The 21,838-nt window shown below is 72.0% G+C and carries 18 protein-coding genes and 1 tRNA gene; 3 read left to right on the forward strand and 16 right to left on the reverse strand.

Going from position 1 to position 21,838, the window contains the following annotated elements:
- Positions 1-122: 122 nt before the first annotated feature.
- The 16 genes from rpmA to H6A23_RS09410 all read right to left on the reverse strand — a co-directional run bounded on the left by rpmA (position 123) and on the right by H6A23_RS09410 (position 18,680).
- Positions 123-371: a 50S ribosomal protein L27 gene (gene rpmA / locus H6A23_RS09335; protein WP_072370712.1), complete on the reverse strand. Its 249-nt coding sequence runs from the start codon at positions 369-371 to the stop codon at positions 123-125.
- Between the two features lie 31 nt (positions 372-402).
- Positions 403-711, reverse strand: a complete 309-nt coding sequence (gene rplU / locus H6A23_RS09340) for a 50S ribosomal protein L21 (RefSeq protein ID WP_204831916.1) — start codon at positions 709-711, stop codon at positions 403-405.
- Positions 712-859: 148 nt separating this feature from the next.
- Complete coding sequence (locus H6A23_RS09345) at positions 860-1,633, reverse strand: TIGR03936 family radical SAM-associated protein (protein WP_204831917.1); 774 nt, start codon at positions 1,631-1,633, stop codon at positions 860-862.
- Positions 1,630-3,507: a TIGR03960 family B12-binding radical SAM protein gene (locus tag H6A23_RS09350; RefSeq protein WP_204831918.1), complete on the reverse strand. Its 1,878-nt coding sequence runs from the start codon at positions 3,505-3,507 to the stop codon at positions 1,630-1,632. Before H6A23_RS09350 ends, H6A23_RS09345 begins: the two co-directional genes overlap by 4 nt.
- Positions 3,504-4,439: a hypothetical protein gene (locus H6A23_RS09355; protein WP_204831919.1), complete on the reverse strand. Its 936-nt coding sequence runs from the start codon at positions 4,437-4,439 to the stop codon at positions 3,504-3,506. Before H6A23_RS09355 ends, H6A23_RS09350 begins: the two co-directional genes overlap by 4 nt.
- 39 nt (positions 4,440-4,478) lie before the next feature.
- Complete coding sequence (locus tag H6A23_RS09360; protein ID WP_204831920.1) at positions 4,479-5,690, reverse strand: FtsW/RodA/SpoVE family cell cycle protein; 1,212 nt, start codon at positions 5,688-5,690, stop codon at positions 4,479-4,481.
- A gap of 9 nt (positions 5,691-5,699) precedes the next feature.
- Entirely contained in the window at positions 5,700-7,742 is a 2,043-nt protein-coding gene (gene mrdA / locus H6A23_RS09365; RefSeq protein WP_204831921.1) for a penicillin-binding protein 2, read from the reverse strand.
- Positions 7,743-7,751: 9 nt separating this feature from the next.
- The gene (mreD, locus tag H6A23_RS09370; RefSeq protein WP_204831922.1) at positions 7,752-8,294 is read right to left on the reverse strand and encodes a rod shape-determining protein MreD; all 543 of its coding nucleotides are present in this window, start codon (positions 8,292-8,294) and stop codon (positions 7,752-7,754) included.
- A gap of 9 nt (positions 8,295-8,303) precedes the next feature.
- Positions 8,304-9,269 (reverse strand): rod shape-determining protein MreC, encoded by a 966-nt coding sequence (gene mreC / locus H6A23_RS09375; protein ID WP_353653049.1) that lies wholly within the window; start codon positions 9,267-9,269, stop codon positions 8,304-8,306.
- A gap of 82 nt (positions 9,270-9,351) precedes the next feature.
- Positions 9,352-10,392 carry a rod shape-determining protein gene (locus H6A23_RS09380; protein WP_204831924.1) on the reverse strand — a complete coding sequence of 347 codons (1,041 nt, stop codon included), beginning with the start codon at positions 10,390-10,392 and terminating at the stop codon, positions 9,352-9,354.
- Between the two features lie 24 nt (positions 10,393-10,416).
- Positions 10,417-11,721, reverse strand: a complete 1,305-nt coding sequence (locus H6A23_RS09385) for a tetratricopeptide repeat protein (protein WP_204831925.1) — start codon at positions 11,719-11,721, stop codon at positions 10,417-10,419.
- 30 nt (positions 11,722-11,751) lie between these two features.
- Positions 11,752-12,300 carry a peptidylprolyl isomerase gene (locus tag H6A23_RS09390; RefSeq protein ID WP_204831926.1) on the reverse strand — a complete coding sequence of 183 codons (549 nt, stop codon included), beginning with the start codon at positions 12,298-12,300 and terminating at the stop codon, positions 11,752-11,754.
- Positions 12,301-12,416: 116 nt separating this feature from the next.
- Positions 12,417-13,397 (reverse strand): zinc ribbon domain-containing protein, encoded by a 981-nt coding sequence (locus H6A23_RS09395; RefSeq protein ID WP_353653050.1) that lies wholly within the window; start codon positions 13,395-13,397, stop codon positions 12,417-12,419.
- A 27-nt stretch (positions 13,398-13,424) separates the two neighbouring features.
- Complete coding sequence (gene acnA / locus H6A23_RS09400) at positions 13,425-16,091, reverse strand: aconitate hydratase AcnA (RefSeq protein WP_204831928.1); 2,667 nt, start codon at positions 16,089-16,091, stop codon at positions 13,425-13,427.
- Positions 16,075-18,471, reverse strand: coding sequence for an HAD-IC family P-type ATPase (locus H6A23_RS09405; protein ID WP_204831929.1), 2,397 nt, complete (start codon positions 18,469-18,471; stop codon positions 16,075-16,077). Before H6A23_RS09405 ends, acnA begins: the two co-directional genes overlap by 17 nt.
- A 132-nt stretch (positions 18,472-18,603) precedes the next feature.
- Positions 18,604-18,680: transfer RNA gene (locus tag H6A23_RS09410), tRNA-Arg, on the reverse strand.
- A gap of 127 nt (positions 18,681-18,807) precedes the next feature.
- Here H6A23_RS09410 and aroF point away from each other — a divergent pair.
- From aroF to aroB, 3 genes are read left to right on the forward strand one after another with little or no spacing between them, the layout of a single operon-like run.
- Positions 18,808-19,833: a 3-deoxy-7-phosphoheptulonate synthase gene (aroF, locus tag H6A23_RS09415; RefSeq protein ID WP_204831930.1), complete on the forward strand. Its 1,026-nt coding sequence runs from the start codon at positions 18,808-18,810 to the stop codon at positions 19,831-19,833.
- Position 19,834: 1 nt separating this feature from the next.
- The gene (locus H6A23_RS09420) at positions 19,835-20,710 is read left to right on the forward strand and encodes a prephenate dehydrogenase (RefSeq protein ID WP_353653051.1); all 876 of its coding nucleotides are present in this window, start codon (positions 19,835-19,837) and stop codon (positions 20,708-20,710) included.
- Positions 20,707-21,837 carry a 3-dehydroquinate synthase gene (gene aroB, locus H6A23_RS09425; RefSeq protein ID WP_204831931.1) on the forward strand — a complete coding sequence of 377 codons (1,131 nt, stop codon included), beginning with the start codon at positions 20,707-20,709 and terminating at the stop codon, positions 21,835-21,837. The genes H6A23_RS09420 and aroB overlap by 4 nt, the downstream gene beginning before the upstream one ends.
- Position 21,838 lies beyond the last annotated feature (1 nt).

Raw genomic sequence — 21,838 nt, forward strand, 5'->3', positions numbered from 1 at the left:
GGCCGCGCCCTTTGCGGCGAAGCTGTCCGAGCGCCGGGCCGTGCCGACCCCCGGCGGGCGGATGCGCGGATACGAAAAGGGCCCCGACGAGCGGGGCCCTGGGGTGCGATGTGACCGAGACTTTACGCCTCGCGGACGTGCACGCGGTGCTTGACGCCCTTGGTAAACTCGACGGTGCCGGCGGTGAGGGCGAACAGCGTGTCGTCCTTGCCGATGCCGACGTTGTCGCCGGGGTGGATGTGGGTGCCGCGCTGGCGGACGAGAATCTCGCCGGCCTTCACGAACTGCCCGCCGTAACGCTTGGTGCCGAGGCGCTGCGCCTGCGAATCGCGGCCGTTGCGGGACGAGCCGAGACCCTTCTTGTGAGCCATGGTATGACCTGCCTTCTACTCAGATACGAAACTACGCGGGAATCTCGACGACCTGGAGCTTCGTCAGGTTCTGACGGTGGCCCTTGGTGCGGTGATAGCGCTTGCGCTTCTTGAGCTTGAAGACGAGGACCTTCTCGCCCTTGAACTGATCGACGACCTCGGCGGTGACCTTCTTGTCCTGGAGGGAGGCGGGGTCGACGATGGTCGCGGAGCCGTCGTTCAGGAGAAGGACGTCAAGCTCGACCTTGTCGCCAGGCTGCGCGTCGAGCTTCTCGACGTCGATGACGTCGCCCTTGGCAACCTTATACTGCTTGCCACCAGTTGCTACGATTGCGTACATGTGCGAAACCCTTCATTGCTGGCGTGAATGCAACAGTTGCTTATATTACTAGCAGCGCCCCCACGCGTCAACGAGGAGTTGCCGTGACCTGCGGGTCCGTAAGGGAAAAGACGGCGCCCGAGCTCATGCGGGGACGATGCGGCCTTGCTCAGGATAGCGGCGCGCGCGGCTCGCTCGCAAAAAACGAGAAAGGCTCCACAAGACGCCCATCTTCCTCGTGGCGCTGGGCGACCCTGCGCACGCGGACGGCCGCGCACGCCCCCGCGCCCGCCTCGGCGAGGGCGGCGTCGACGAGGGCGCGCGGCCGAAGCGACGCCCGCGCGCCGGAGCGCGTCTCCACCCGGACGAGGACGGACCCGCCCGCGAGGTCCACGGCCTCGAGCGCGACGAGCGTCGAGGCGAGCTCGACGGTCTTCTCGCGCTCCCCGCGGAGGTAGGTGAGGGTGCCGCGCGCCCTGAGCTCGCCCACGGCGCGCTCGATCCGCGCGGCGTCGACCGGCGAGGACACGAGCTCGACCTCCCAGCCCGAGCGGTTCAGCCACGCCTCGAGGGCGGGGGCGGCGCCGGGCACGTAGGCCGCGCGGGCGGGTGCGAGGGCCGGCGGCGTGGCGGCGCGCAGGAGCGCGAGGGCCTCCTCGGCGTCCACGCGCTCGGTGAGCCGCACGTCGTAGTACTCGCAGGCCGAGCTCGCCCCGACGGGCAGGGCGCCAGAGAACTGCAGGCGCATGCGGCGGGCGAAGCCGTTGCCGATGGAAAACGGGAGCCGCGCGCGACGGACGCAGCGCTCCACCGTGGCGATGACCTCGAGGTGGCCGAGGTAGGCGAGCCGCTCGTCCTTGCCGTACTCCACGCGCAGGCGCGCGAGCTCGGCCTTGGTCGGCTGGTCCTGCGGGCGGCCCGCGAAGGGCTGGGGCCTCGTCATGAGCGCACCCCCTGTATGACGTTGCGGACGCCGAGCGCGGGGCACACGCCGCAGCCCGTGCAGCTCTCCCGCGTGCAGTCGGGCGTGGTGACGCCCTCGACGGCGCGGAGCCACTCGCGCTGGAGGTAGCCCTTGGAGACGCCGGGCGAGGTGTGGTCCCAGGGCAGGGCAGCCGAGAGCGGGAACTCCTCGCAGGCCACGTCCGTCAGGTCAAGCCCGCACTCGCGCGCGGCCCGCTCCCAGAGGTCGAACCTGAACTCGCTCGTCCAGGCGTCGAAGGAGCAGCCGAGCTCCCAGGCGCGCCGCACGAGCGCGAAGCCGGCGCGGCCCATCTTGGAGAGCGCCCCCTCCACGAGCGAGACGTCCGCGTCGTGGTAGGAGACGCGGATGGCGCGGTCGCGCACCTCGTGGAGCAGGAGCTGCTGGCGGCGCCTGACCTCGGCCGGGTCGAGCTGGCCCACCCACTGGAAGGGCGTGTGGGCCTTGGGCACGAGCACGGCGACCGAGATGGAGACCGACACGCCGCTCTTGGGGCCGCGCCCCACGACCTCGCGGCCGATCTCGAGCACGCGCTCGGCCATGCGGGCTATGCCCACCACGTCCTCGTCCGTCTCGGTGGGAAGGCCCATCATGAAGTAGAGCTTCATGCGCCGCCAGCCCTGCGAGAAGGCGTTTCTCGCCGCGCGCTCGAGGTCGTCCTCGGTCACGTTCTTGTTGATGACGTCGCGCAGGCGCTGGCTGCCGGCCTCGGGGGCGAAGGTGAGGCCTCCCCTCCTGCCGCCGGCCACGGCCGCGGCCATGTCCACGCCGAAGGAGTCGAGGCGCTGCGAGGGGATGGAGACGCGGATGCCCCTGCCCTCGAGGCCCTCGTTCATGCCGCGCAGGATCTCCTCGCACTGGGAGTGGTCGGTCGTGGAGAGCGACGTGAGCGATATCTCGTTGTGCCCGCTGGCGAGAAGGCCCTCCACGCCGCACGCGACCACCTGGGCGGCGGGCCGCTCGCGCACGGGCCGGTACGTCATGCCCGCCTGGCAGAAGCGGCACCCCCGGGCGCAGCCGCGCAGCACCTCGAGGGAGAGGCGGTCCTGCACGATGCCCATGTAGGGGACGATCCGCTGGGCGACGGCGTCCGTCCCGGCGAAGTCCTGCAGGCAGCGCTTGAGGACGACCTCGGGCGCGCCCTCCCCCGCCCTCGGGACCGCGCGACCCCAGCGCGTGGTGGACTCGTCGACCACGACGTCGTAGAGCGAGGGCACGTAGGTCCCGGGCACGCGGGCGAGGCGGCGCAGGACCTCGGCGCGGCAGGCGCCCTCGGCGCGCGCCGCGCGGATGCAGGCGCACGCCTCCACGATCGACTCCTCGCCGTCGCCGAGCAGGACCGCGTCGAAGACGGGCGCGAGCGGCTCGCAGTTCCAGGCGGAGGGGCCTCCGGCGAGGATGATGGGGTCGTCCTCGTCGCGCCCGTCGCTCGTGGGCGCGATGCCGGCAAGATCGAGCACCTCGAGGACGTTCGTGGCGATGAGCTCGTGGGCGAGCGTGAAGCCGATCGCGTCGAAGGAGGCGAGCGGGGCCGCCCCCTCGAGGGAGAGCAGCGGCACGCCCTCCCCCCTCATGAGCGCGGCCATGTCCTTCCAGGGCAGGTAGCAGCGCTCGCAGCTCATGCCCTCCTGCGCGTTCACCCGGTTGTAGAGGATGGCCACGCCGAGGTTGGGCTGGCCGACCTCGTAGACGTCCGCGTAGACCATGCAGAGGTGGAAGGGCCCCTGCTGCTCCTCGCAGGCGCCCCACTCGTGGTCGAGGTAGCGCGAGGGGTGCTCGACCCGGGCGAGGAGCGGCTCGATGAGGTGGAAGAGGTTCTCGCGCCGCGCCCTCATGCCGCACCCCCGCCGATGGTGACGTAGCCGTCATCGCCCGTCGCCGGGGCGAGCGCCTGGCCGGCCGGGGCGGCGGGCTCGCCCGCGCCCTCCGGGGACGGGGCCGCGTCGCGCCCGTCCTCGAGCTCGAGTCGCAGGCGGATGGCGCGGGCGGTGGCGACGGTGCCGCCGTAGCCGACGCAGGCCTTGAGCGCGGCGCCGAGCCCCGGGACGAGCCCCACGAGCGTCCGCGCGAGCGCGCGGTAGGCGAGCCCGCCGCCCATGACGCCCGCGAGCTCGGCCAGCCGCTCGAGGTCGACGTCGCGCCCGTAGGCGGCGGCGATGTCGAGCGCGAGCGCGCACTGGCTCGCGCACATGATGGGCAGGTCCGAGCCCGGGATGAGGCTCACGGCCCCCACGGCGGCGTTCTCGAGGGCACGCCGCGCGACGAGCGCGTCGGTCACCGCGCGGCGGCAGAACGGGAAGTTCGCGGCAAGCGCGAGGGGCTTCTCGGTGGCCTGCGCGAGCCACGAGGCGAGCCGCCCGAGGAGCGCCTCGTCGCTCGAGCCGCAGACGACGCCCACGAGCGGAGCGGCCTCGGGCGCAAGGCCGAGCGGCGGCACGTCGAGCGCGCCCTCGGCGACCATGGCGACGGGCACGCCCGCCCCGGCGTAGGAGCGGGCGATGGCCGCACAGGGACCCTCCCCGACGAGCACGAGGGCGGCGTCCGCCGGCTCCGAGCCCGCGGGCGCCGCCGACAGGCCGCGCACGTCCACGACCCCGCCCGGGCGCTCCGCGGCGAGCGCGCGCCTCACCGCGCCCGCGACGGCGGGCGGGCAGGTCGCGTCCACGTGGACGCGCAGGACCACCCGCTCGTCGCGCCGGGCGAACGAGCTTCTCCCCGCCGAGAGCACCTCGAGCACCCTGCCCAGGGTGACCTTCCGCGATGACATGACTTCCTCCCCTCCGGGGCCTCGCCCCGAGCACCCGCGTCACGCGACCTTCTGGCGGTGCCTCCACACCGACTGGACGACCCCCACGGCCGCCATCTGGACGATCATTGAGGACGAGCCGTAGCTCATGAACGGCAGCGGGATGCCCGTGATCGGCATGATCCCGATGCACATGCCGACGTTCTCCAGCACCTGGAAGGTCCAGAGCGCCGCGCAGCCCACGAGCACGAGCTTGGAGAACGGCGACTCCACGCGCATCGCCAGCAGGATCGTCGCGAGGATCATCCAGGCGAACAGGCCGAGAAGGACGACCGAGCCGACGAAGCCGAACTGCTCGGCGAAGGTGGCGAAGATGAAGTCCGTGTGCGCCTCGGGGAGAAAGCCCGAGAGCGCCTGGGACGCGTTGCCCACGCCCTTGCCGAGAAGGCCGCCCGAGCCGATGGCGATCTTTGCCTGGAGGAGATTGTATCCGTCCTCGGAGGCCGTGCCCTCCGGGTCCATGAAGACGGTGAGCCGCTTGAGCTGGTACTCCTGCAGGATGTGCGGGATGCCCTCGATCGACGAGGTGATCACGACGAGGGCCGCCACGGCCACGATGAGCGCTATGGTGGCGAGCACCCAGGAGCGCGGCGCGCCGCTGCAGATGATGATCGTGGCGCCCGCGAAGAAGATCATGAGGCCGGTCCCGAGGTCGGTCACCATGATGAGCAGAAGCGGCACGAGCAGCGTCGCGCACATCTTGGCGTAGTCGCGAAACGAGTCGATCTTGCCGTTGTACTGGGCGCACGTGGCCGCCATGAGGAAGATCACGACGAGCTTGGCGGGCTCGGAGGGCTGGAAGCGCAGGGGACCGATCCGCACCCAGCCGACCATGCCGCCGCCCTCGACGCCGAGCCCGGGGACCTTGGGCAGCACCATGAGGACGCACGCGAGCACGAAGAGCACGGTCGTCAGGTTGGCGAGGTTGCGGTAGTCGTAGCGCCAGACCACGAACGCCACGGCGGCGCCGAGCGCGATGCCGGCGAGGTGGCTCGTGAAGTTGGCGTCGGCGAGCGTGAGCGAGCACGACCACATGGTGATGACGCCGATGATGATGATGAGCAGCGCGGGGATGAGCTGCGAGAGGTAGAGCTTCTCGAGCGGGCCGCCGCGCTTGCCCACGCGCGCCCCGGCGCCCCCGCGCCCGCCGCGCTGCCCGATCGAGGAGAGGCCCCCGCCCGCCGTGCCCGGGCCGGTGAATTCTCGTGCCATGCTCCCCTCCTAGTCCGTGCCGCCGACTTCGGCGGTCGAGGTGTCGGGCTGCCCGTAGATGGTGCCGAAGATGTCGCGCACGACGAGCATGGCGCTCGACGAGCCCCAGTCCGCGCCGTCGACGTTGGCGAAGGCGACGTACTTGGGGTCGTCGGCCGGCGCGTAGGCGCCGAACCAGCCGACGTTGCGGTCGGCCGAGGCCTGCTCGGCGGTGCCGGTCTTGCTGCAGACGCGCACGTCGAGGTTCGTCCAGTGGGCCGTCTGCGTGGGGCTCTCCTCGTAGGTGACCCCGAGCATGCCCTGCTTCACCAGGTCGCGGTAGGCGGGGTCCTCCTGGACGTCGTTGATCTGCTCGGCGCGGTAGCGCGAGATGAAGCCGTCGCCTATGCGGGCCCGCACGCCGTGCATGACGTGCGGGCGCCAGATGGGGCCGCCGTTGGCGAGCCCGCAGTAGACGCAGGCCATCTGCAGGCAGGTGACGAGCATGTCGCCCTGGCCGATGGCGAGGTTGCAGTTCTCGCCGCCCTGCCAGGTGGCGTCGTCGTCGGAGTAGCCGAGCGACTTGAAGTAGTCCCACTTCCAGGCGGCGTCCGGCACGCGCCCGGCCGCCTCGCCCGAGATGTCAATGCCGGTCGTGGAGCCCAGGCCGTACTCGCGGAAGGTCTCCTGCATGCCCTCGGGGTCGTCCGAGCTCCAGAAGCCCTTGCCGATCTCGTAGAAGACGACGTCGCAGGAGTAGGTGATGCCGCCGACGAGCCCGATGCCGCCGTGGCCCGACTCGCTCCAGCACTTCATGCCGTTGGGGTCGCTCTGGTCCCCGGACCACGTCCACCACCCCGTGCAGTAGTAGCTCGAGTCGGGCGTCGCGATCCCGTGGTCGAGCGCGGCGAACGTGGTGAGCGGCTTGATGACCGAGCCGGGCGGGTACTGGCCCGCGATGGCGCGGTTGAGCATGGGGTTGTGCGCGCCCTCGTCCTGAAGGGCGTCCCAGTCTGCGGTGGAGATGCCGCCCACGAAGACGCTCGGCGAGAAGGTCGGGTTGCTCGCCATGGCGAGGATCTCCCCGTTGGTGCAGTCCATGACGATGGCCGAGCCGCCGACGGAGTCGATGCCGCGCTTGCGCATCTCGCCCACGATGCGCTCGAGCGACTCCTCGGCCGTGCGCTGGATGTCGACGTCGAGCGTGAGCACGAGGTCCGAGCCGCTCTGCGGCTCGATGCTCGTGGAGAGGCCCACCACGTCGCCGAGGGCGTCGATGTAGACGACCTGCTCGCCGCGCACGCCCTGCAGCACGCTCTCGTAGGCGAGCTCCACGCCGGTCTGGCCCACCACGTCCCCGGAGCGATACGCGATGCCGTCGCCCTGGGACTGCTCGCTCGCCTCGAGCTGCTCCGAGGTCACGGTGCCCGTGTAGCCCACCACGTGGGCGGCGAGCGAGCCGAGCGGGTAGGAGCGCTGGGTCCGCTGCTCCACCTTCACTCCCGGGAAGACGTCGGGGTGCTCGCCGATGTAGGCGACCACGCGCCGCGAGACATCCACGGAGACGGTGCGCAGGTTCTGGTAGCCCTCGGAGCTGTCCTGGAGGCGCCGGCGCACGGCCTGCGCGGGCATGCCGATGAGGTTGGCCAGAAGCTGCACCTCCACCTCGTCGTCGAGGACGTCGGCGCTCGCCGCCACGGTGAGGCTCGCGCGGTTGGAGACGATCTCGACGCCGTTGCGGTCCAGGATGCGCCCGCGCGGCGCCTGCGTGTAGACGGTGCTCGTGCGGTTTGACTCGGCCTGCTCCGAGTACTCCTCGCTCGAGACGAGCTGCATCGACCAGAGGCGCGCGACGAGCGTGGCGAAGATGGCGCCCACGGCCACCGCAAAGCCGACGAGCCGCCCGGAGAGGGTCTTCTCCGCCGACGAGTCCGAGCCGCCCGAGGCCCGCGGCGACGCGCCGCCGATGTCGAGCGTGAAGGCGGCCTCCGAGCGTCCGTAGACCACGAAGACCACGATGAGCGCGACGGCCAGGACCGCGCACACGATGACGATCACGAGGGAGAGGTCCATCGTCGCCCCCTACGCGCCCCGCCTGGAGAAGTGGCCGCCGGAAAGGCTCGGCCCCGACGGGACGTGGACGCGGGAGAAGTAGTAGGCGAAGGGCAGGAAGAAGACGAAGGTGAGCAGCGCCGTGGGAAGCGTCCGGAAGACGAGGACGTCGAGCAGCGAGTCGGCCTGCCCCACGAGGAGCATCGCCAGGTGGTAGACGAGCGAGACGGCGAGGGCGGAGGCGGCGAAGTGCGCCATCGCCGAGGCGAGGTCGCCCGCCATGCGGTTGCGCTCCTCCAGGCCGAGCGCGAAGGAGGACGCCGAGAGGCAAAACGCCATGAGGCCGATCGGGCCGGTCGTGGAGAGGTCGAAGAAGAGCCCGGCGAGAAACCCGGCGACGACGCCGCGGCGCCCGCCCGTCTGCAAGGCGACGCAGGCGGAGAAGATGAGCGCGAAGTTGGCCCGCCCGTTGCCGAGCCCCACGTTGGGGGCGAGCGCGAGCTGGAGCACCGCGCACACGAGCGCGAGCACCGCGATGCTGCGCGACTCCCTGTTCCTGTCAGAGACCTGCATGGGCACCCCCTACTCCGAGCTCGCGTCCGCATCCGCGCCCGCGCCGGCGGCGTCCGAGCCGTCGCCCTGGTCGGTCGCGTCAGAGCCTCCGTCGTCCGGGCCGTCGGCCCCGTCCGCCGCCCCCTGCGCGGGCGCCGAGGAGCTGTCCTGCGCGTCGGCCGCGGCGATGTCGTCGGCCGTGGCGCGCTGCTCCTCGGTGAGCGAGGTGATGACGAGGACCTCCTCGTAGTTCTCCGCGTGCGCGAACGGCTCGACGACGATGGTGAGGTAGGCCGCGCCCGGGCTGCTCTCGACACTCGTGACCTCGCCGAGGGGCAGGCCCTTGGGGAAGACGCCCCCCAGGCCGCTCGTGACGACGACGTCGCCCTGGGCAACGCTCTGGTCCGCGCCGATGAGCGTGAGCTCGAGCTGGCCCGTCACGGTGCCGACAAGCATCCCCTGGGCCCGGCTCGACTGGACCATGGCGGACACGGAGGAGTTGTCATCGGTTATGAGGCGCACCGTCGAGGTGGCCGGGCCGCACTCCACGATCTGGCCGATGACGCCGTTCGACGTCGTGACCGGCATCCCCACCGCAAGGCCCGACGAGGCGCCCTTGTCGATGGTGACGGTCGTGCCCCAGGAGTCCCCCGAGCCCGAGATGATGCGGGCCGCGGTGGACTGGAGGTTGTTGGCGTCGCGCAGGTCGAGCAGGCCCTGGAGGCGCTCGGCGGACTGCGCCGCCTCCTCGAGCTCGACGTTTCTGGCCCTGAGCTCGTCGTTCTCGGCCTGGAGCTCCGAGAGCGTCGCCTGGTCGGCCGTGAGGTTGGTGACGATGTTGCCAAGGCCCTGGAAGGGGGCCGCGACGGTCGCGCCGAGGTAGCGCACCGGCAGCGTCACGGTCTGGAACGCCCCGCGCACGACGCCGAGCGGCCCCTCCTCGCCGAAGCGGCAGCTCACGGTGAAGAGCACGAGCGAGACGACGAGGCATGCCACGAGCGTCCGCCCGCTGCCGCCCCTTCGGTTGTTGCCTATGGTCGGACCCGCCTGCCGCCCCCGCGTAGAGAGAGGCACGCGACTACCCGGCGCTCTGGACGAAGCCGCCCGAGAGCGCGTTGGCCTCGAGGACCTTCGCGCAGCCGTTCACGACGTTCTCGAGCGCCGTGGGGCTCACGTTGACCGGGACGCCGGTCTCCTCGCGCAGGCGCTGGTCGAGCCCGCGCAGAAGCCCGCCGCCGCCCGTGAGGAGGATGCCGTAGTACATGAGGTCCGAGGCGAGGTCGGGAGGCGTCACGTCGAGCGCGTCCTTGACGGCCTTGGTGACCTCGTCGAGCGGGCGGTCGAGCGCGCGGCGGATCTCCTCGCTCTCGATGCGCACGCTCTTGGGCAGGCCGCTCATCACGTCGCGGCCGTTGACCTCGACGTCGAGCTCCTCCGCGAGCGGGGCGGCGGAGCCGACCTTGATCTTGATGTCCTCGGCCGTGCGCTCTCCGATGGAGAGGTTGTAGACGTCGCGGACGTGCTGGAGGATGGTCTGGTCGAACTCGTCGCCGGCGGTGCGGATGGACTGGGAGACGACGATGCCGCCCATCGAGATGACGGCCACCTCGGTGGTGCCGCCGCCGATGTCGACGACCATGGATCCCGTGGGGTCCTCGATGGGCAGGTCCGCGCCGATGGCCGCCGCCATCGGCTCCTCGATGAGGTAGGCCTGGCGGGCGCCGGCGGAGATGGTCGCCTCGAAGACGGCGCGCTTCTCGACGGACGTGACGCCCGACGGCACGCACACCACGACGCGCGGGCGCGGGGACCACGGGTAGTGGTTGCCGCGCGCCTTCTCGATGAAGTAGCGGAGCATGACCTCGGTGACGTCGAAGTCGGCGATGACGCCGTCCTTGAGGGGGCGCTCGGCGATGATCGAGCCCGGGGTGCGGCCGATCATGCGCTTGGCGTCGGCGCCCACCGCGAGCACGCGGCTCTCGCTCTTGTCGATGGCGACGACGGAGGGCTCGTTGATCACGATCCCGTGCCCGCGGACGGCCACGAGCGTGTTGGCCGTGCCGAGGTCGATGGCGAGGTCTCCGCCGTACTCCCCGAAGAGGGTGTCAAAAAGTGACATGGTCCCTGCCCTGGTCGCTGTCTCTTACTCTGCGGACGTCGCGTCGCCGGCCGAGGCGTACTCGGGCGTGACCGAGACGACCTTCCAGCTGATGCCGTCGCGCCGAAGCTCGACGGTGTAGTCCTGCTCCCCGCCCGCGGCGAGCGCCGCGGTGAGGTAGACGGTGGAGTCGGTCATGCTGCGGTCGCAGCCCTCCACGGTGACGGTGACGTCGCCGGTGGGAAGCGAGTCGCCCATGGTCTCGATCTGGCTCGCCGAGGTCCCCGCCACGACGTACTGGGCGATGTCCTCGCCGGAGGACTTGGCCTCGAAGAGCTGCTCGGCGACGGCCTCCTGGGTGGGCCAGCCGTAGCCGCGCACGTACGCGAAGACCGCCGCACCCACGGCGAGGACGAGCAGCACGAGGAGGAAGACGAGGACCTTGAGGCCCGTGTGGCGGTGCTTGCGGCGGACCTTGCGCTCCTTCTTGTCGGCGGCCATGAGGTCCTCCTCAGTGACCGAGAAGAACCCGGTGTCCTCGGGCGAGGGCATGAGCTCGCCCGACTCCCCCATCGGGTCGAGCGGGTCGTAGCCACCGCCGTAGCCGGCCGCCGCCAGGAAGGCGTCGGTGTCGGACTGGCGGCGCTCGCCCATCGCCGCCACGGCCTTGCGGGCCGCGTCGTAGGAGGCCTGGGCCTCGGGGCTGAGCGAGAAGGTGCCGTCGGCGGTCGCGTGCGCGAAGGCGTCGACGGCCTCGTTCATGCGGTTGGCCGCGACGTAGGCCAGGCCGAGGTCGCACCAGATCTGGTTCTGGCTCTCGAGGGGGGTCGTGAAGTCGAGCGCCGTGCGGTAGGCCTCCACGGCGTCGACCGCGCGGCCGAGCCGCATGAAGCAGCTGCCCAGCTTGGAGAGGGCCGCCGCCGGGGCGGGGTTGGCCTCGTCGATGGCGGCGTTGCGGTACGCCATGCCGGCGCCGCGGACGTCGCCGATCCGCTCGTAGGCCGCGCCGAGCGCGAGGTAGGCCTTGTAGGGCGTCGCGTAGGAGGCGTCCGAGACGGCCTCCGTGAGCGCGGAGACGGCCTCCTCGGCCCGTCCCGCGGCGAGCAGCGCGCGGCCGAGGTTGCACTGGAGCGCGCCGCGCTTGCCGTACGAGGCGTCCGCGAGGGCGCCCTGGTAGGCCCGCGCCGCGGAGTCGAACTGGCCGAGCTTCATGTACGCGTTGCCGCGGAGGTGGTCGACCTCGCCGGACGGCTCGCCCGGGGCCGCGGCGTCGGCGAGGCGCGTCACCGCCCCGAACCAGTCGCCGTTCTTGTAGGCGAGCTTGCCGGATTCATAAGCATGCTGGTTCACTGTGCCCTCCAACGTGTGCCCCGCCGGCGCCTAGGCGTCGGCGTGCTCGATCCTGACCGAGTTGATGACGTCGCCCTGCCGGAGGGCGGCGATGACGTCGAGCCCCTCGAGCGTCGACCCGAAGACCGTGTAGCCGGAGTCGAGGCCGTGCTGGGGCCCGAGGCAGAAGTAGAACTGGGACCCGGCGGAGTTGGGGTCCATCGAGCGCGCCATGGCGAGCGCGCCGTCCACGTGCGAGTTGCGGGGGTTGGTCGTGTACTCCTCGCGGATGCGATACCCCGGCCCGCCGGTCCCCGGGCGCCCCATGGGGCCGACCTTCCCGGCGGCGACGTCGGCGGGGGACATCTCGCGGGTGTTGGGGCAGCCGCCCTGGATGACGAAGCCCGGGACGTAGCGGTGGAACTTCAGCCCGTCGTAGAAGCCCGACGAGGCGAGCTCGCAGAAGTTGGCCACGTGCACGGGCGCGCCCGCGCCGTCGAGGCGCGCGCGGATGGTCCCCCGCGACGTGTCGAAGACGGCGACCTCGTCGCCCACGACCTGGTAGGTGGGCGTGTAGAGCGGGTCTTGGATGAAGCCCATGTCCCTCTCCCCTCTCGGGGCGCGTTGCGTACGCGCGCAGTATGCTTCCAACTAGATGATTCTAGCAGGAGGCGCCAGGTTTCACATATTCGGCAGAGAGCCCGGGGCGGGGCGCCTCAGGCGGCGGGGTCCCAGGCGTCGTAGTTCTGCGAGAAGAGCCGCTGGAAGGCCGAGCCCGCGTCCATGGCGCCGGTGATCTTGTCCGCGTCCGCCGCGGGGTCCCCGGACTCGGCCGAGATGCCCCACGCCCCGGTGAGGGCGTCGCAGCGGTTGCGCAGCCAGTTGCCGAGCGTCTCGAGGTGATCGACCTTCTCGGAGACCCCCTCGCTGCCGTCGTCGAGCGCCGAGACGTCGTTGATGAGGTTGGAGACGTCTATGGAGATGGAGCGCGCCTCCGAGAGGCCCGCCGCGCGGTCCTCGGCCGACGTCGAGGAGAGGACGCCCTCCGAGCGCAGGAGCCGCTCGCTCTCGTCCACGCGCCCGGAGAGCTCGCCGAGCGAGTCGTGGGCGGAGGCGAGGGCGGACTCGAGGGTCTGCGCCTCCCCCGCCCTGCTCCCGTCCTGGCCGACGAGCGTCTCCAGGAAGCCCGGGAAGCCCGACATCGAGGTGTCGGCGGGCGTGGTCGCGGAGATGCGCGTGGCGCTCGGGTCCCAGGGGTGGGTGATGAGGACGGCCGCGCCGCCCACCACGAGAACGGCGAGCAGCCCGGCGAGCAGAAACGCCCTCGTGCGCGGCATGCGGTCGCTGCGCGAGACGGGCGACGAGGCGTCGTCGACGGAGGGCAGCGCGCTCTCGATGCGCGTGATGACGCCCGTCTCCTCCGCGCCCGCGGCGTCGCCGAGCTCGCCGGTCGAGCCGATGTCGGGCAGGTCGAGGTCGCGCGTCGGCCGCGCGGGCGCGGCCTCGGCCCCCTCGGGGCGCACCGACGAGCCGCACTTGGGGCAGACGTCGGCGCCCGGCGGCAGCAGGGCGCCGCAGCCGGGGCACCACGAGGCGTCGGTCAGCGCGATGCGCTGGGTGGAGTCGATGGGCTCGTTGCAGCGGGGGCAGCAGAGCGAGCCGTCGGGCACGCGCCCCCCGCAGGCGGGGCAGATCACAGTGCGGCGCCCTCCCCTCTCTTCTCGCTAGCCAAGCTCGTCAAGGACGTAGGGAAGGATACCACCCTTCGCGAGGAACGCGCCCTCCATCGGCGTGTCCACGCGCACAACGCACTCGAAGCTGAAGGAGGTGCCGTCCGGGCGCGTGGCGCGGACGGTCGCGCGCGGGGAGGCCGGGAGCCCGCCCGAGAGGTCGACCGGGGAGACGTCGAACGTCTCGTCCCCGCGGATGCCGAGGGTGCCGGCGCCCTCCCCCTCGAGGAACTGGAGCGGCAGCACCCCCATCTGGACGAGGTTGGAGCGGTGGATGCGCTCGAAGCTCTCGGCGATGACGGCGCGCACGCCGAGCAGAAGCGGCCCCTTGCCCGCCCAGTCGCGGCTCGATCCGGAGCCGTAGAGCTTGCCGGCCACCACGACGAGCGGAACCCCCGCCGCGCGGTAGGCCTCGGCGGCGTCGAAGACGCTCGTGACCTCGCCGGTGAGCAGGTTCTTGGTCCAGCCGCCCACGCGGCCGCCCGCGAGCGCGTTTCTCAGCTTGACGTTGGCGAAGGTGCCGCGCGCCATGACCTCGTGGTTGCCGCGGCGGGCGCCGTAGGTGTTGAAGTCGGCCGGCTCGACGCCGCGCTCGGTGAGGTAGCGCGCGGCGGGCGAGTCCTGGGCGATGGAGCCCGCGGGCGAGATGTGGTCCGTCGTCACGAAGTCCCCGAGCAGCGCCAGGGCGCGGGCGTCGCGCACCTCGACGACCTCCTGCTCCCGGGCGATCTCGAAGTAGGGCGCGCGCCGGACGTAGGTGGAGGCGGGGTCCCAGGGGAAGGTCGCCGACTGCGCGGAGGGGATGGAGCGCCAGGTCTCGGCCCCCTCGAGCAGGCCCCGCGAGCCCTCCTCGAAAAGCGACGCGTCGCAGTGCGCCGCGAGCTCGGCGGCGATCTCGTCGTCGGTGGGCATGATGTCGGAGAGCATGACGGGCGCCCCGTCCGCCCCCAGGCCCACCGGCTCGCTCGCAAGGTCCACGTCCATCGTGCCGGCGAGCGAGTAGGCCACCACGAGGGCGGGCTGGCAGAGGTAGTTCTGGCTCACGTCCGGGGAGATGCGCCCCTCGAAGTTGCGGTTGCCCGAGAGCACGCTCGTGAGCTCGAGCTCGGCTGCGTGGGGCTTCAGGCACGCCTTGATCTCCCCCGAGTTGCCGATGCAGCTCATGCAGCCGAAGCCGCAGGTGAAGAAGCCGAGCGCGCGAAGCGGCGCCGCGAGCCCGCAGCGCTCGAGGAGAAGCTCGGTGGCGTGGCTGCCGGGGGCGAGGACCTTCTTGACCCAGGGGCGCGGCGCAAGGCCGCGCTCCACGGCGTGGCGGGCGAGCAGGCCCGCCGCGACCATCATCGCCGGGTCGGTCGCCGTGGTGCAGCTCGTGATCGCGGCGATGGCGATGGCGCCGTGGCCGAGCTCGCCGGCGCCCTCGACCTCGACGCGCTCGGAGAGGTCGCGCCCGGCCGCGCGCGCGGCGGACTCGAAGCGTTCCTTGAGGCCGGAGACGGCCACGCGGTCGTGCGGCCGGGACGGGCCGGCGAGCGAGGGCTCGACGGAGGCGAGGTCGAGCTCGAGCGTGCGGGCGTAGGAGCGCCCCTCGGCCGCGCCGTAGGCGCCCTGGGCCTCGAGGTAGGCGCGCGCGAAGGCCATCTCGGCCTCGTCGCGCCCGGCGAGCGCGAGGTAGTCGAAGGTGACGTCGTCGGCCGGGAAGAGCGTGGCGGTGGCGCCGTACTCCGGCGTCATGTTGGACACGCACGCGCGCTGGGTGGCGGAAAGCGACGCCACGCCCTCGCCCGTCACCTCGACGATCGAGCCCACGACGCCCTCGGCGCGCAGGAGCTGCGCCACCGTGAGGGCGACGTCCATGCCCGAGACGCCCGCCGCGGGCGCCCCGGAGAGGCGAAGCTCCACCACGGGCGGCACGAGCATCGAGATGGGCTGGCCGAGCGCCGCGGCCTCCGCCTCGATGCCGCCGACGCCCCAGCCCAGCACGCCCACGCCGTTGGCGGTCGTGGTGTGCGAGTCCGTGCCGACGAGGGTGTCGAAGCAGGCCACGTCCCCCTCGCCCGCGGCGAGGGCGTCGGTGGTGACCACGCCGCAGAAGCGCTCGATGTTGAGCTGGTGGCAGATGCCGCCGCCCGGCGGGACGATCTCGACGTTCTGGAAGGAGCGGCTCGCCCACTTGAGGAAGGCGAAGCGCTCGCGGTTGCGCTCGGCCTCGAGGCACTGGTTCTCGGCCACCGCGCACGCGCACTCGGCCACGTCCGCGATCACGGAGTGGTCGACGACGAGCGTGCAGGGGATGCGCGGGTTCACGAGCATCGGGTCGCCGCCGCGCTCGACCATGGCGTCGCGCATCGCGGCGAAGTCGACGAAGACGGGGACGCCCGTGAAGTCCTGGAAGAGCACGCGCGCCGGCATGAACTCGATCTCCGCGCCCGCCTCGCCCGACGTCCCGGCCTCGACGACGGCCGCGGCCATGCGCACGGCGTCGTCGTCGGTGGCGGCGCGGCGGACGACGTTCTCGAGCAGGACGGTCAGCGCGCGGGGAAGCCGCGCCGCGCCGGGGATGCCCGAGACCACGTGCGCCAGGCGCGAGATGCCCCCGCCCTCGACGGTAACGGGGCGGCGCGCCGCCAGGACGGCCGCGCGAAACTCATTCGTTGCTGCCATGCTTGCCCTCCACCTTTCTCACGAGGCGCGCGAAGCGCTCGTCCTTCTCGTAGCCCGCGAGCGAGCGGTCGTACATCCAGTTGAAGAACGCGACCGCGAGCACGCCCGCGGCGGCGATCACCACACCCATGCTACCCGTCATCCCCACCATCTCGAAGAACGGGGCGAAGACCGTACACCCACCCGCAACAATGGCGGCGATCACGGCGAGAAGCGCCGTCCTGAGCGGCGTGAGGGGCTGGGAGATGCGCCACACGAGCGCGATGCCCACGAAGGCGACGAGCACGGTGCAGACCGTGGATATCTCGGCGAAGGAGTGGTCGAGGGCGCGGCCCACGACGAGCTCGGCGAGAAGCGCCGCCACGATGGCGGCCGAGGCCGGGAGCGACCGGGCGAGCACGTTGGCGAGGAAGCTCCCGCGCACGAGCTCGTGGTTGGGCTCGAGCGCGAGCACGAAGGAGGGGATCCCGATGACGGCCGTGGAGAGCAGCGACATCTGGATGGGGATGAAGGGGTAGGGCGGCATGACGATGCACACGAGCGCGAGCACGGCCGTGAAGACGGTCTTGACGAGGAAGAGCGACGCGGAGCGCTGGAGGTTGTTGATCGAGCGGCGGCCCTCGGCCACGACCTCGGGCATGTGGGCGAAGTCGTTGTCCGCAAGGACGATCTCCGAGACGTTTCTCGCCGCGGCGGAGCCCGAGGCCATGGCCACCGAGCAGTCGGCCTCGCGCAGGGCCAGCACGTCGTTCACGCCGTCGCCCGTCATGGCCACCGTGCGCCCGCGGCGGTGGAGCGCCCGCACGAGGTCGCGCTTCTGCTGCGGCGTGACGCGCCCGAAGACGCGCGCCTCGTCGACGGCGGCGTCGAGCTTCTCGGTCGTGTCGAGCGTCGCCGCGTCCACGAAGCGCCCCGCATCGGGCACCCCGGCGCGCGCGGCGATGGCCGAGACCGTGCGCGGGTCGTCGCCGGAGATGACCCTGAGCTCGACCCCCTGCTCGAGGAAGAAGCGCATGGTCTCGGGCGCGGAGGCGCGGATCTCGTCGCGGATGGCCACGCAGCCCATGAGGCGCGGCTCGCCCAGGAGCACGCCCCCCTCGTCGAAGCCCGGCGCCTCGGCCACCACGAGCACGCGCTCCGTGGCGTCGAAGGCGCGCGCGAGCTCGTCGGCCTCGGCCGCCCGGTCGCGCCCGAGCACGAAGGCGGCCGCGCCCATCACGAGCGCGCGCCCGTCCGCCGCGACGCAGCCCGAGTACTTGCGCGCCGAGTCGAAGGGGACGGCGCGCGCGGCGGGCGCGGGCGCGAGGCCGAGCTCGTCGGCGTGGCGCAGCAGGGCGAGCGCGGTCTCGTTGGCGTCGGCGGCGTTGGACGCCGCGATGGCGGCCATGGCGGCCTCGACCTCGGCCTCGTCGCGGCCGGGCGCGGCGCGCACCGAGGAGACCTCCATCTCGCCGGAGGTGATCGTGCCCGTCTTGTCGAGGCAGAGCGTGTCCACGCGCGCGAGCGTCTCCACGCAGTAGGCCTGCTGCACGAGGACCAAGCGCCGCCCGAGGCGGAAGGTCGCGATGGCGAGGACCGACGAGGTGAGCAGCACGAGGCCCTGGGGCACCATGCCGATGACGGCCGCGACCGAGGTGAGGATCGCGTCATCGAGGCTGCCGCCGTCCATGAGAAGCGAGCGAAGGAACAGGCCGAGCCCGAGCGGCACGAGCGCGGCCGTGCCGAGCCGGATGATGGCGCGCAGGGTCTCCTGGATCTCCGAGCGCACGGCCTTGACGTACTTCGCCTCGGCGTTGATGCGCGCGGCGTAGCCCTCGGCGCCCACGCGCGTGACGCGCGCGACGAGGCTGCCCGCGTCGACGAAGCTCCCCGAGAGCAGCTCGTCGCCGGGGCCCTTGGAGACGGGCTTGGCCTCGCCGGTGAGCAGGCTCTCGTTCATGGAGACGTTGCCCTCCACGATGACGCCGTCTGCGGGGACCTGGTCGCCGTGCGCAAGCCGCACGAGGTCGTCGGCGACGAGCTCGGAGGGGCTCAGCGCCCGCTCGCCCGCGGCGCGGATGACGGTGACCTCCTTCTGCGTGAGGATGGTGAGCCTGTCCACCATGCGCTTGGCGCGGACCTCCTGGACGACGCCGATGACGAGGTTCGCCCCCACGACGCACATGAAGAGGAGGTTGCGGTACTGCCCCGTGACGAGCACGAGCAGCGCGAGCGCGAGGTTCACGCCGTTGAAGAGGGTGAGCGCGTGCTCCGCCACGATCTGGCGCACGGACTTGGTCTTGACGTCGGTGTTCGCGTTGGTGAGGCCCGCCGCCACGCGCTCGGCGACCTCGGCGTCGGTGAGCCCGCGCGGCTCGGCGTTCTTCTCGTCCAGCGTCATCGCCCCCCTCTCGTCTCTGGGAGCGTCCATTGTGCCACGCGGCCGCGACGCATGCGCAAACCTTACGAAAAAGAGAGACGCCCCGGCGGCGCACGAAAAAGCCCGGCCCTCGCGGGGCCGGGCGACGGTGCGTGGTGCGCCCAGGGGGATTCGAACCCACGACCTTCTGCTCCGGAGGCAGACGCTCTCATCCACTGAGCTATGGGCGCGTGCGAGGGGCAGTATAGCTCAATCGCGCCGCCGCCACAAACGGGGGCGCCCGACGCCGTAACCTCGCGGTCACACGCCCGTGGTATCATCGCGCAGCACTTCACGCACCCAACCCAGGAGAAGCGAATGATCGCAGTAGTCAGGGACAGCGCCACGACCGAGCAGCTCGACCACTTCGTGAGGTGGATCGAGGACCGCGGCTTCAAGACGAACGTCTCCCAGGGAGACAACGAGACGCTGGTCGGCATCATCGGCGACACCACCCGCATCGACCCGTTCCTGCTCGAGAGCATGGACATCGTCGAGCGCGTCCAGCGCGTTTCCGAGCCCTTCAAGCTCGCCAACCGCAAGTTCCACCCCGAGGACACCGTCGTGGACTGCGGCCACGGGGTGCTCGTGGGCGGCGGCAACTTTCAGGTGATCGCCGGGCCGTGCTCGGTCGAGGGCGACAACCTCATCGAGATAGCCCGCGCCGTGCGCGCGGCCGGCGCCACCATGCTGCGCGGCGGCGCCTTCAAGCCCCGGACCTCCCCCTACACCTCCCAGGGCATGGGCGAGCGCGGGCTCGACCTGCTCATGGAGGCGGGCGCCGAGCTCGACATGCCCGTCGTGACGGAGATCATGGACCCGCGCGACGTGGGGCTCTTCCTCGACAAGGGGGTGGACGTCCTGCAGGTGGGCGCGAGAAACGCGCAGAACTTCCCGCTGCTGCGCGAGGTCGGTAGGGCCGGCGTGCCGGTCCTGCTCAAGCGCGGCATGTCCGAGACCATCGACGAGTTCGTCATGAGCGCCGAGTACGTCATGAGCGAGGGCAACGGGTCGGTCATGCTCTGCGAGCGCGGCATCCGCACCTTCGAGACGCGCACGAGAAACACCTTCGACGTGAACGCCGTCCCGGTGCTGCACCACCTCACCCACCTGCCCGTCGTCGGCGACCCGAGCCACGCCACCGGCTACACGCGCTACGTGCGCCCGGCCGCCTACGCGGCGGTGGCCGCGGGCGCCGACGCGCTCGAGATCGAGGTGCACGACTGCCCCGCCAAGGCCTGGTCGGACGGCGCCCAGGCGCTCACGCCCGAGCAGTTCGCCGACGCCATGCGGCGCATCTCGCTCATCCGCGAGGCCGTCACCGCCGACGTCGAGGGGGCCTAGGGTGGCCGCCCGAGCGCTCGCGCCCGAGGTCGTCCCGGGGCGCATCGGCATCGTGGGGCTCGGCCTCATGGGCGGCTCGTTCGCCAAGGCCTTCGCCGCGGCCGGCGTCGAGGCGTACGCCTGGAACCGGACGCGCTCCACGCTCGAGCTCGCGATGATAGAGACCGTCGCCGGCGAGCTCACCGACGAGGTGGTGCCCACCTGCGAGCTCGTGATCCTCGCGGGCTACCCCGCCTCGGCCGTCTCCTGGCTCGAGGAGAAGGCCCCGCTCCTCTCCGCCGGCGCCATCGTGATCGACGCGGTGGGCGTCAAGCGCGTCATCTGCGAGCGCTGCGAGAAGATCGCGGAGGGCCGCCCCTTCACCTTCGTCGGCTGCCACCCCATGGCCGGGACGCAGTACTCCGGCTTCGCGCACGCGCGCGCCACGATGTTCAGGGGCGCCCCGATGGTCGTCGTGCCGCCCGAGATGGACGACTTCGAGCGCGCCGACGTCCTCGAGCGCCTGAAGGAGCTCCTCGAGCCGTGCGGCTTCGGCAGCTTCACGCTCGCCACGCCCGCCGTGCACGACCGCGTCATCGCCTTCACCTCGCAGCTCGCCCACGTGGTCTCCAACGCCTACGTCAAGAGCCCCACGGCGCGCGCGCACCGCGGCTTCTCGGCGGGCTCCTACAAGGACCTCACGCGCGTCGCGCGCCTGAACGCCCCCATGTGGACGGAGCTCTTCCTCGACAACGCCGACTACCTCTCGGAGGAGATCGGGACCATCATCGGGAGCCTCCAGGAGTACAAGGACGCCATCGACGAGCGCGACGCAGGGCGGCTCGAGTCCCTCCTCGCGGAGGGCGACAAGATCAAGCGGGAGGTGGACGGCCGATGAGCACGCGACCAACGAGCGCGGGCGAGAAGGGCGCGGCGGGCGCGTTCCGCACGGTCCCCGTGAGCGCCGCCTCCGCCTCCTACGACGTGCTCGTGGGCGCGGGCGTGCTCGACGGCCTCGGCGCCGTCGCGCGGCGGGCCACGGCCTCGGCGCGCGCCTGCGTCATCACCGAGACCACCGTGGGGCCGCTCTACGCCGACGCCGCCGAGGCGTCGCTCGCCGCCGCGGGCATGGACGTGGCGGCGCGCCTCACCTTCCCCGCGGGGGAGGCCAGCAAGAACCTCGCCACCCTGGGCGAGCTCCTCGAGGGGCTCGCCGAGCGCGGGCTCACGCGCGACGACTGCGTCGTGGCGCTCGGGGGCGGCGTCACGGGCGACATGGGGGGCATGGCCGCGGCGCTCTACCTGCGCGGCGTGCGCGTCGTGCAGGTCCCGACGTCGCTCCTCGCGATGGTCGACTCCTCCGTCGGCGGCAAGACCGCCGTCGACCTGCGCGCGGGCAAGAACCTCGCCGGCGCCTTCTGGCAGCCCGCGGCCGTCGTGGCCGACGTGCGCTGCCTCGCGACCGTCTCGCCCGAGCTCTTCCGCGACTCGTGCGGAGAGGTGATCAAGCACGCCGTCCTCGCCGACGCCGCGCTACTCGACGAGCTGACGCGCGCGCCGCTCACCGCCGCGGCCGCGGACGAAGCGCGCCTCGTCCGCGTGGTGGCGAGAAACGTCGAGATCAAGCGCGACGTCGTGAACGCCGACGAGCGCGAGCGGGGCCTCAGGCAGACGCTCAACCTCGGCCACACCGTCGGGCACGCCATCGAGTCCGCGAGCGGGTTTGCCCTCGGCCACGGCTCCTGCGTCGCGGCGGGGCTCTGCATCGTCGCGCGCGCCGCCGCGCGGATGGGCTGGTGCGCGGCCGAGACGAGCGAGCGCATCGTCGCGTGCGTCGAGGCGCACGGCCTGCCCACGGCAACCGACGTCCCCACGGACGAGCTCATGCGCTACGCGGGGCACGACAAGAAGCGCCACGGCGACTCGGTGAACCTCGTCGTGCCGCTCGAGCCGGGCCGCGTCGAGCTGCGCCGCGTGGGCATGGACGAGCTCAGGCGCCTCATCGAGCTCGGAAGGGGGGCGTGAG

Origin of the sequence: Olsenella uli (genome assembly GCF_016900775.1) — a bacterium.
Taxonomy (GTDB): Bacteria; Actinomycetota; Coriobacteriia; order Coriobacteriales; family Atopobiaceae; genus Thermophilibacter; species Thermophilibacter uli_A.

Coding starts and splice junctions, on each gene's coding strand:
- rpmA (WP_072370712.1), bottom strand. CDS start 371: ATGGCTCACAAGAAGGGTCTCGGCTCGTCCCGCAACGGCCGCGATTCG.
- rplU (WP_204831916.1), bottom strand. CDS start 711: ATGTACGCAATCGTAGCAACTGGTGGCAAGCAGTATAAGGTTGCCAAG.
- H6A23_RS09345 (WP_204831917.1), bottom strand. CDS start 1,633: ATGACGAGGCCCCAGCCCTTCGCGGGCCGCCCGCAGGACCAGCCGACC.
- H6A23_RS09350 (WP_204831918.1), bottom strand. CDS start 3,507: ATGAGGGCGCGGCGCGAGAACCTCTTCCACCTCATCGAGCCGCTCCTC.
- H6A23_RS09355 (WP_204831919.1), bottom strand. CDS start 4,439: ATGTCATCGCGGAAGGTCACCCTGGGCAGGGTGCTCGAGGTGCTCTCG.
- H6A23_RS09360 (WP_204831920.1), bottom strand. CDS start 5,690: ATGGCACGAGAATTCACCGGCCCGGGCACGGCGGGCGGGGGCCTCTCC.
- mrdA (WP_204831921.1), bottom strand. CDS start 7,742: ATGGACCTCTCCCTCGTGATCGTCATCGTGTGCGCGGTCCTGGCCGTC.
- mreD (WP_204831922.1), bottom strand. CDS start 8,294: ATGCAGGTCTCTGACAGGAACAGGGAGTCGCGCAGCATCGCGGTGCTC.
- H6A23_RS09380 (WP_204831924.1), bottom strand. CDS start 10,392: ATGTCACTTTTTGACACCCTCTTCGGGGAGTACGGCGGAGACCTCGCC.
- H6A23_RS09390 (WP_204831926.1), bottom strand. CDS start 12,300: ATGGGCTTCATCCAAGACCCGCTCTACACGCCCACCTACCAGGTCGTG.
- acnA (WP_204831928.1), bottom strand. CDS start 16,091: ATGGCAGCAACGAATGAGTTTCGCGCGGCCGTCCTGGCGGCGCGCCGC.
- H6A23_RS09405 (WP_204831929.1), bottom strand. CDS start 18,471: ATGACGCTGGACGAGAAGAACGCCGAGCCGCGCGGGCTCACCGACGCC.
- aroF (WP_204831930.1), top strand. CDS start 18,808: ATGATCGCAGTAGTCAGGGACAGCGCCACGACCGAGCAGCTCGACCAC.
- aroB (WP_204831931.1), top strand. CDS start 20,707: ATGAGCACGCGACCAACGAGCGCGGGCGAGAAGGGCGCGGCGGGCGCG.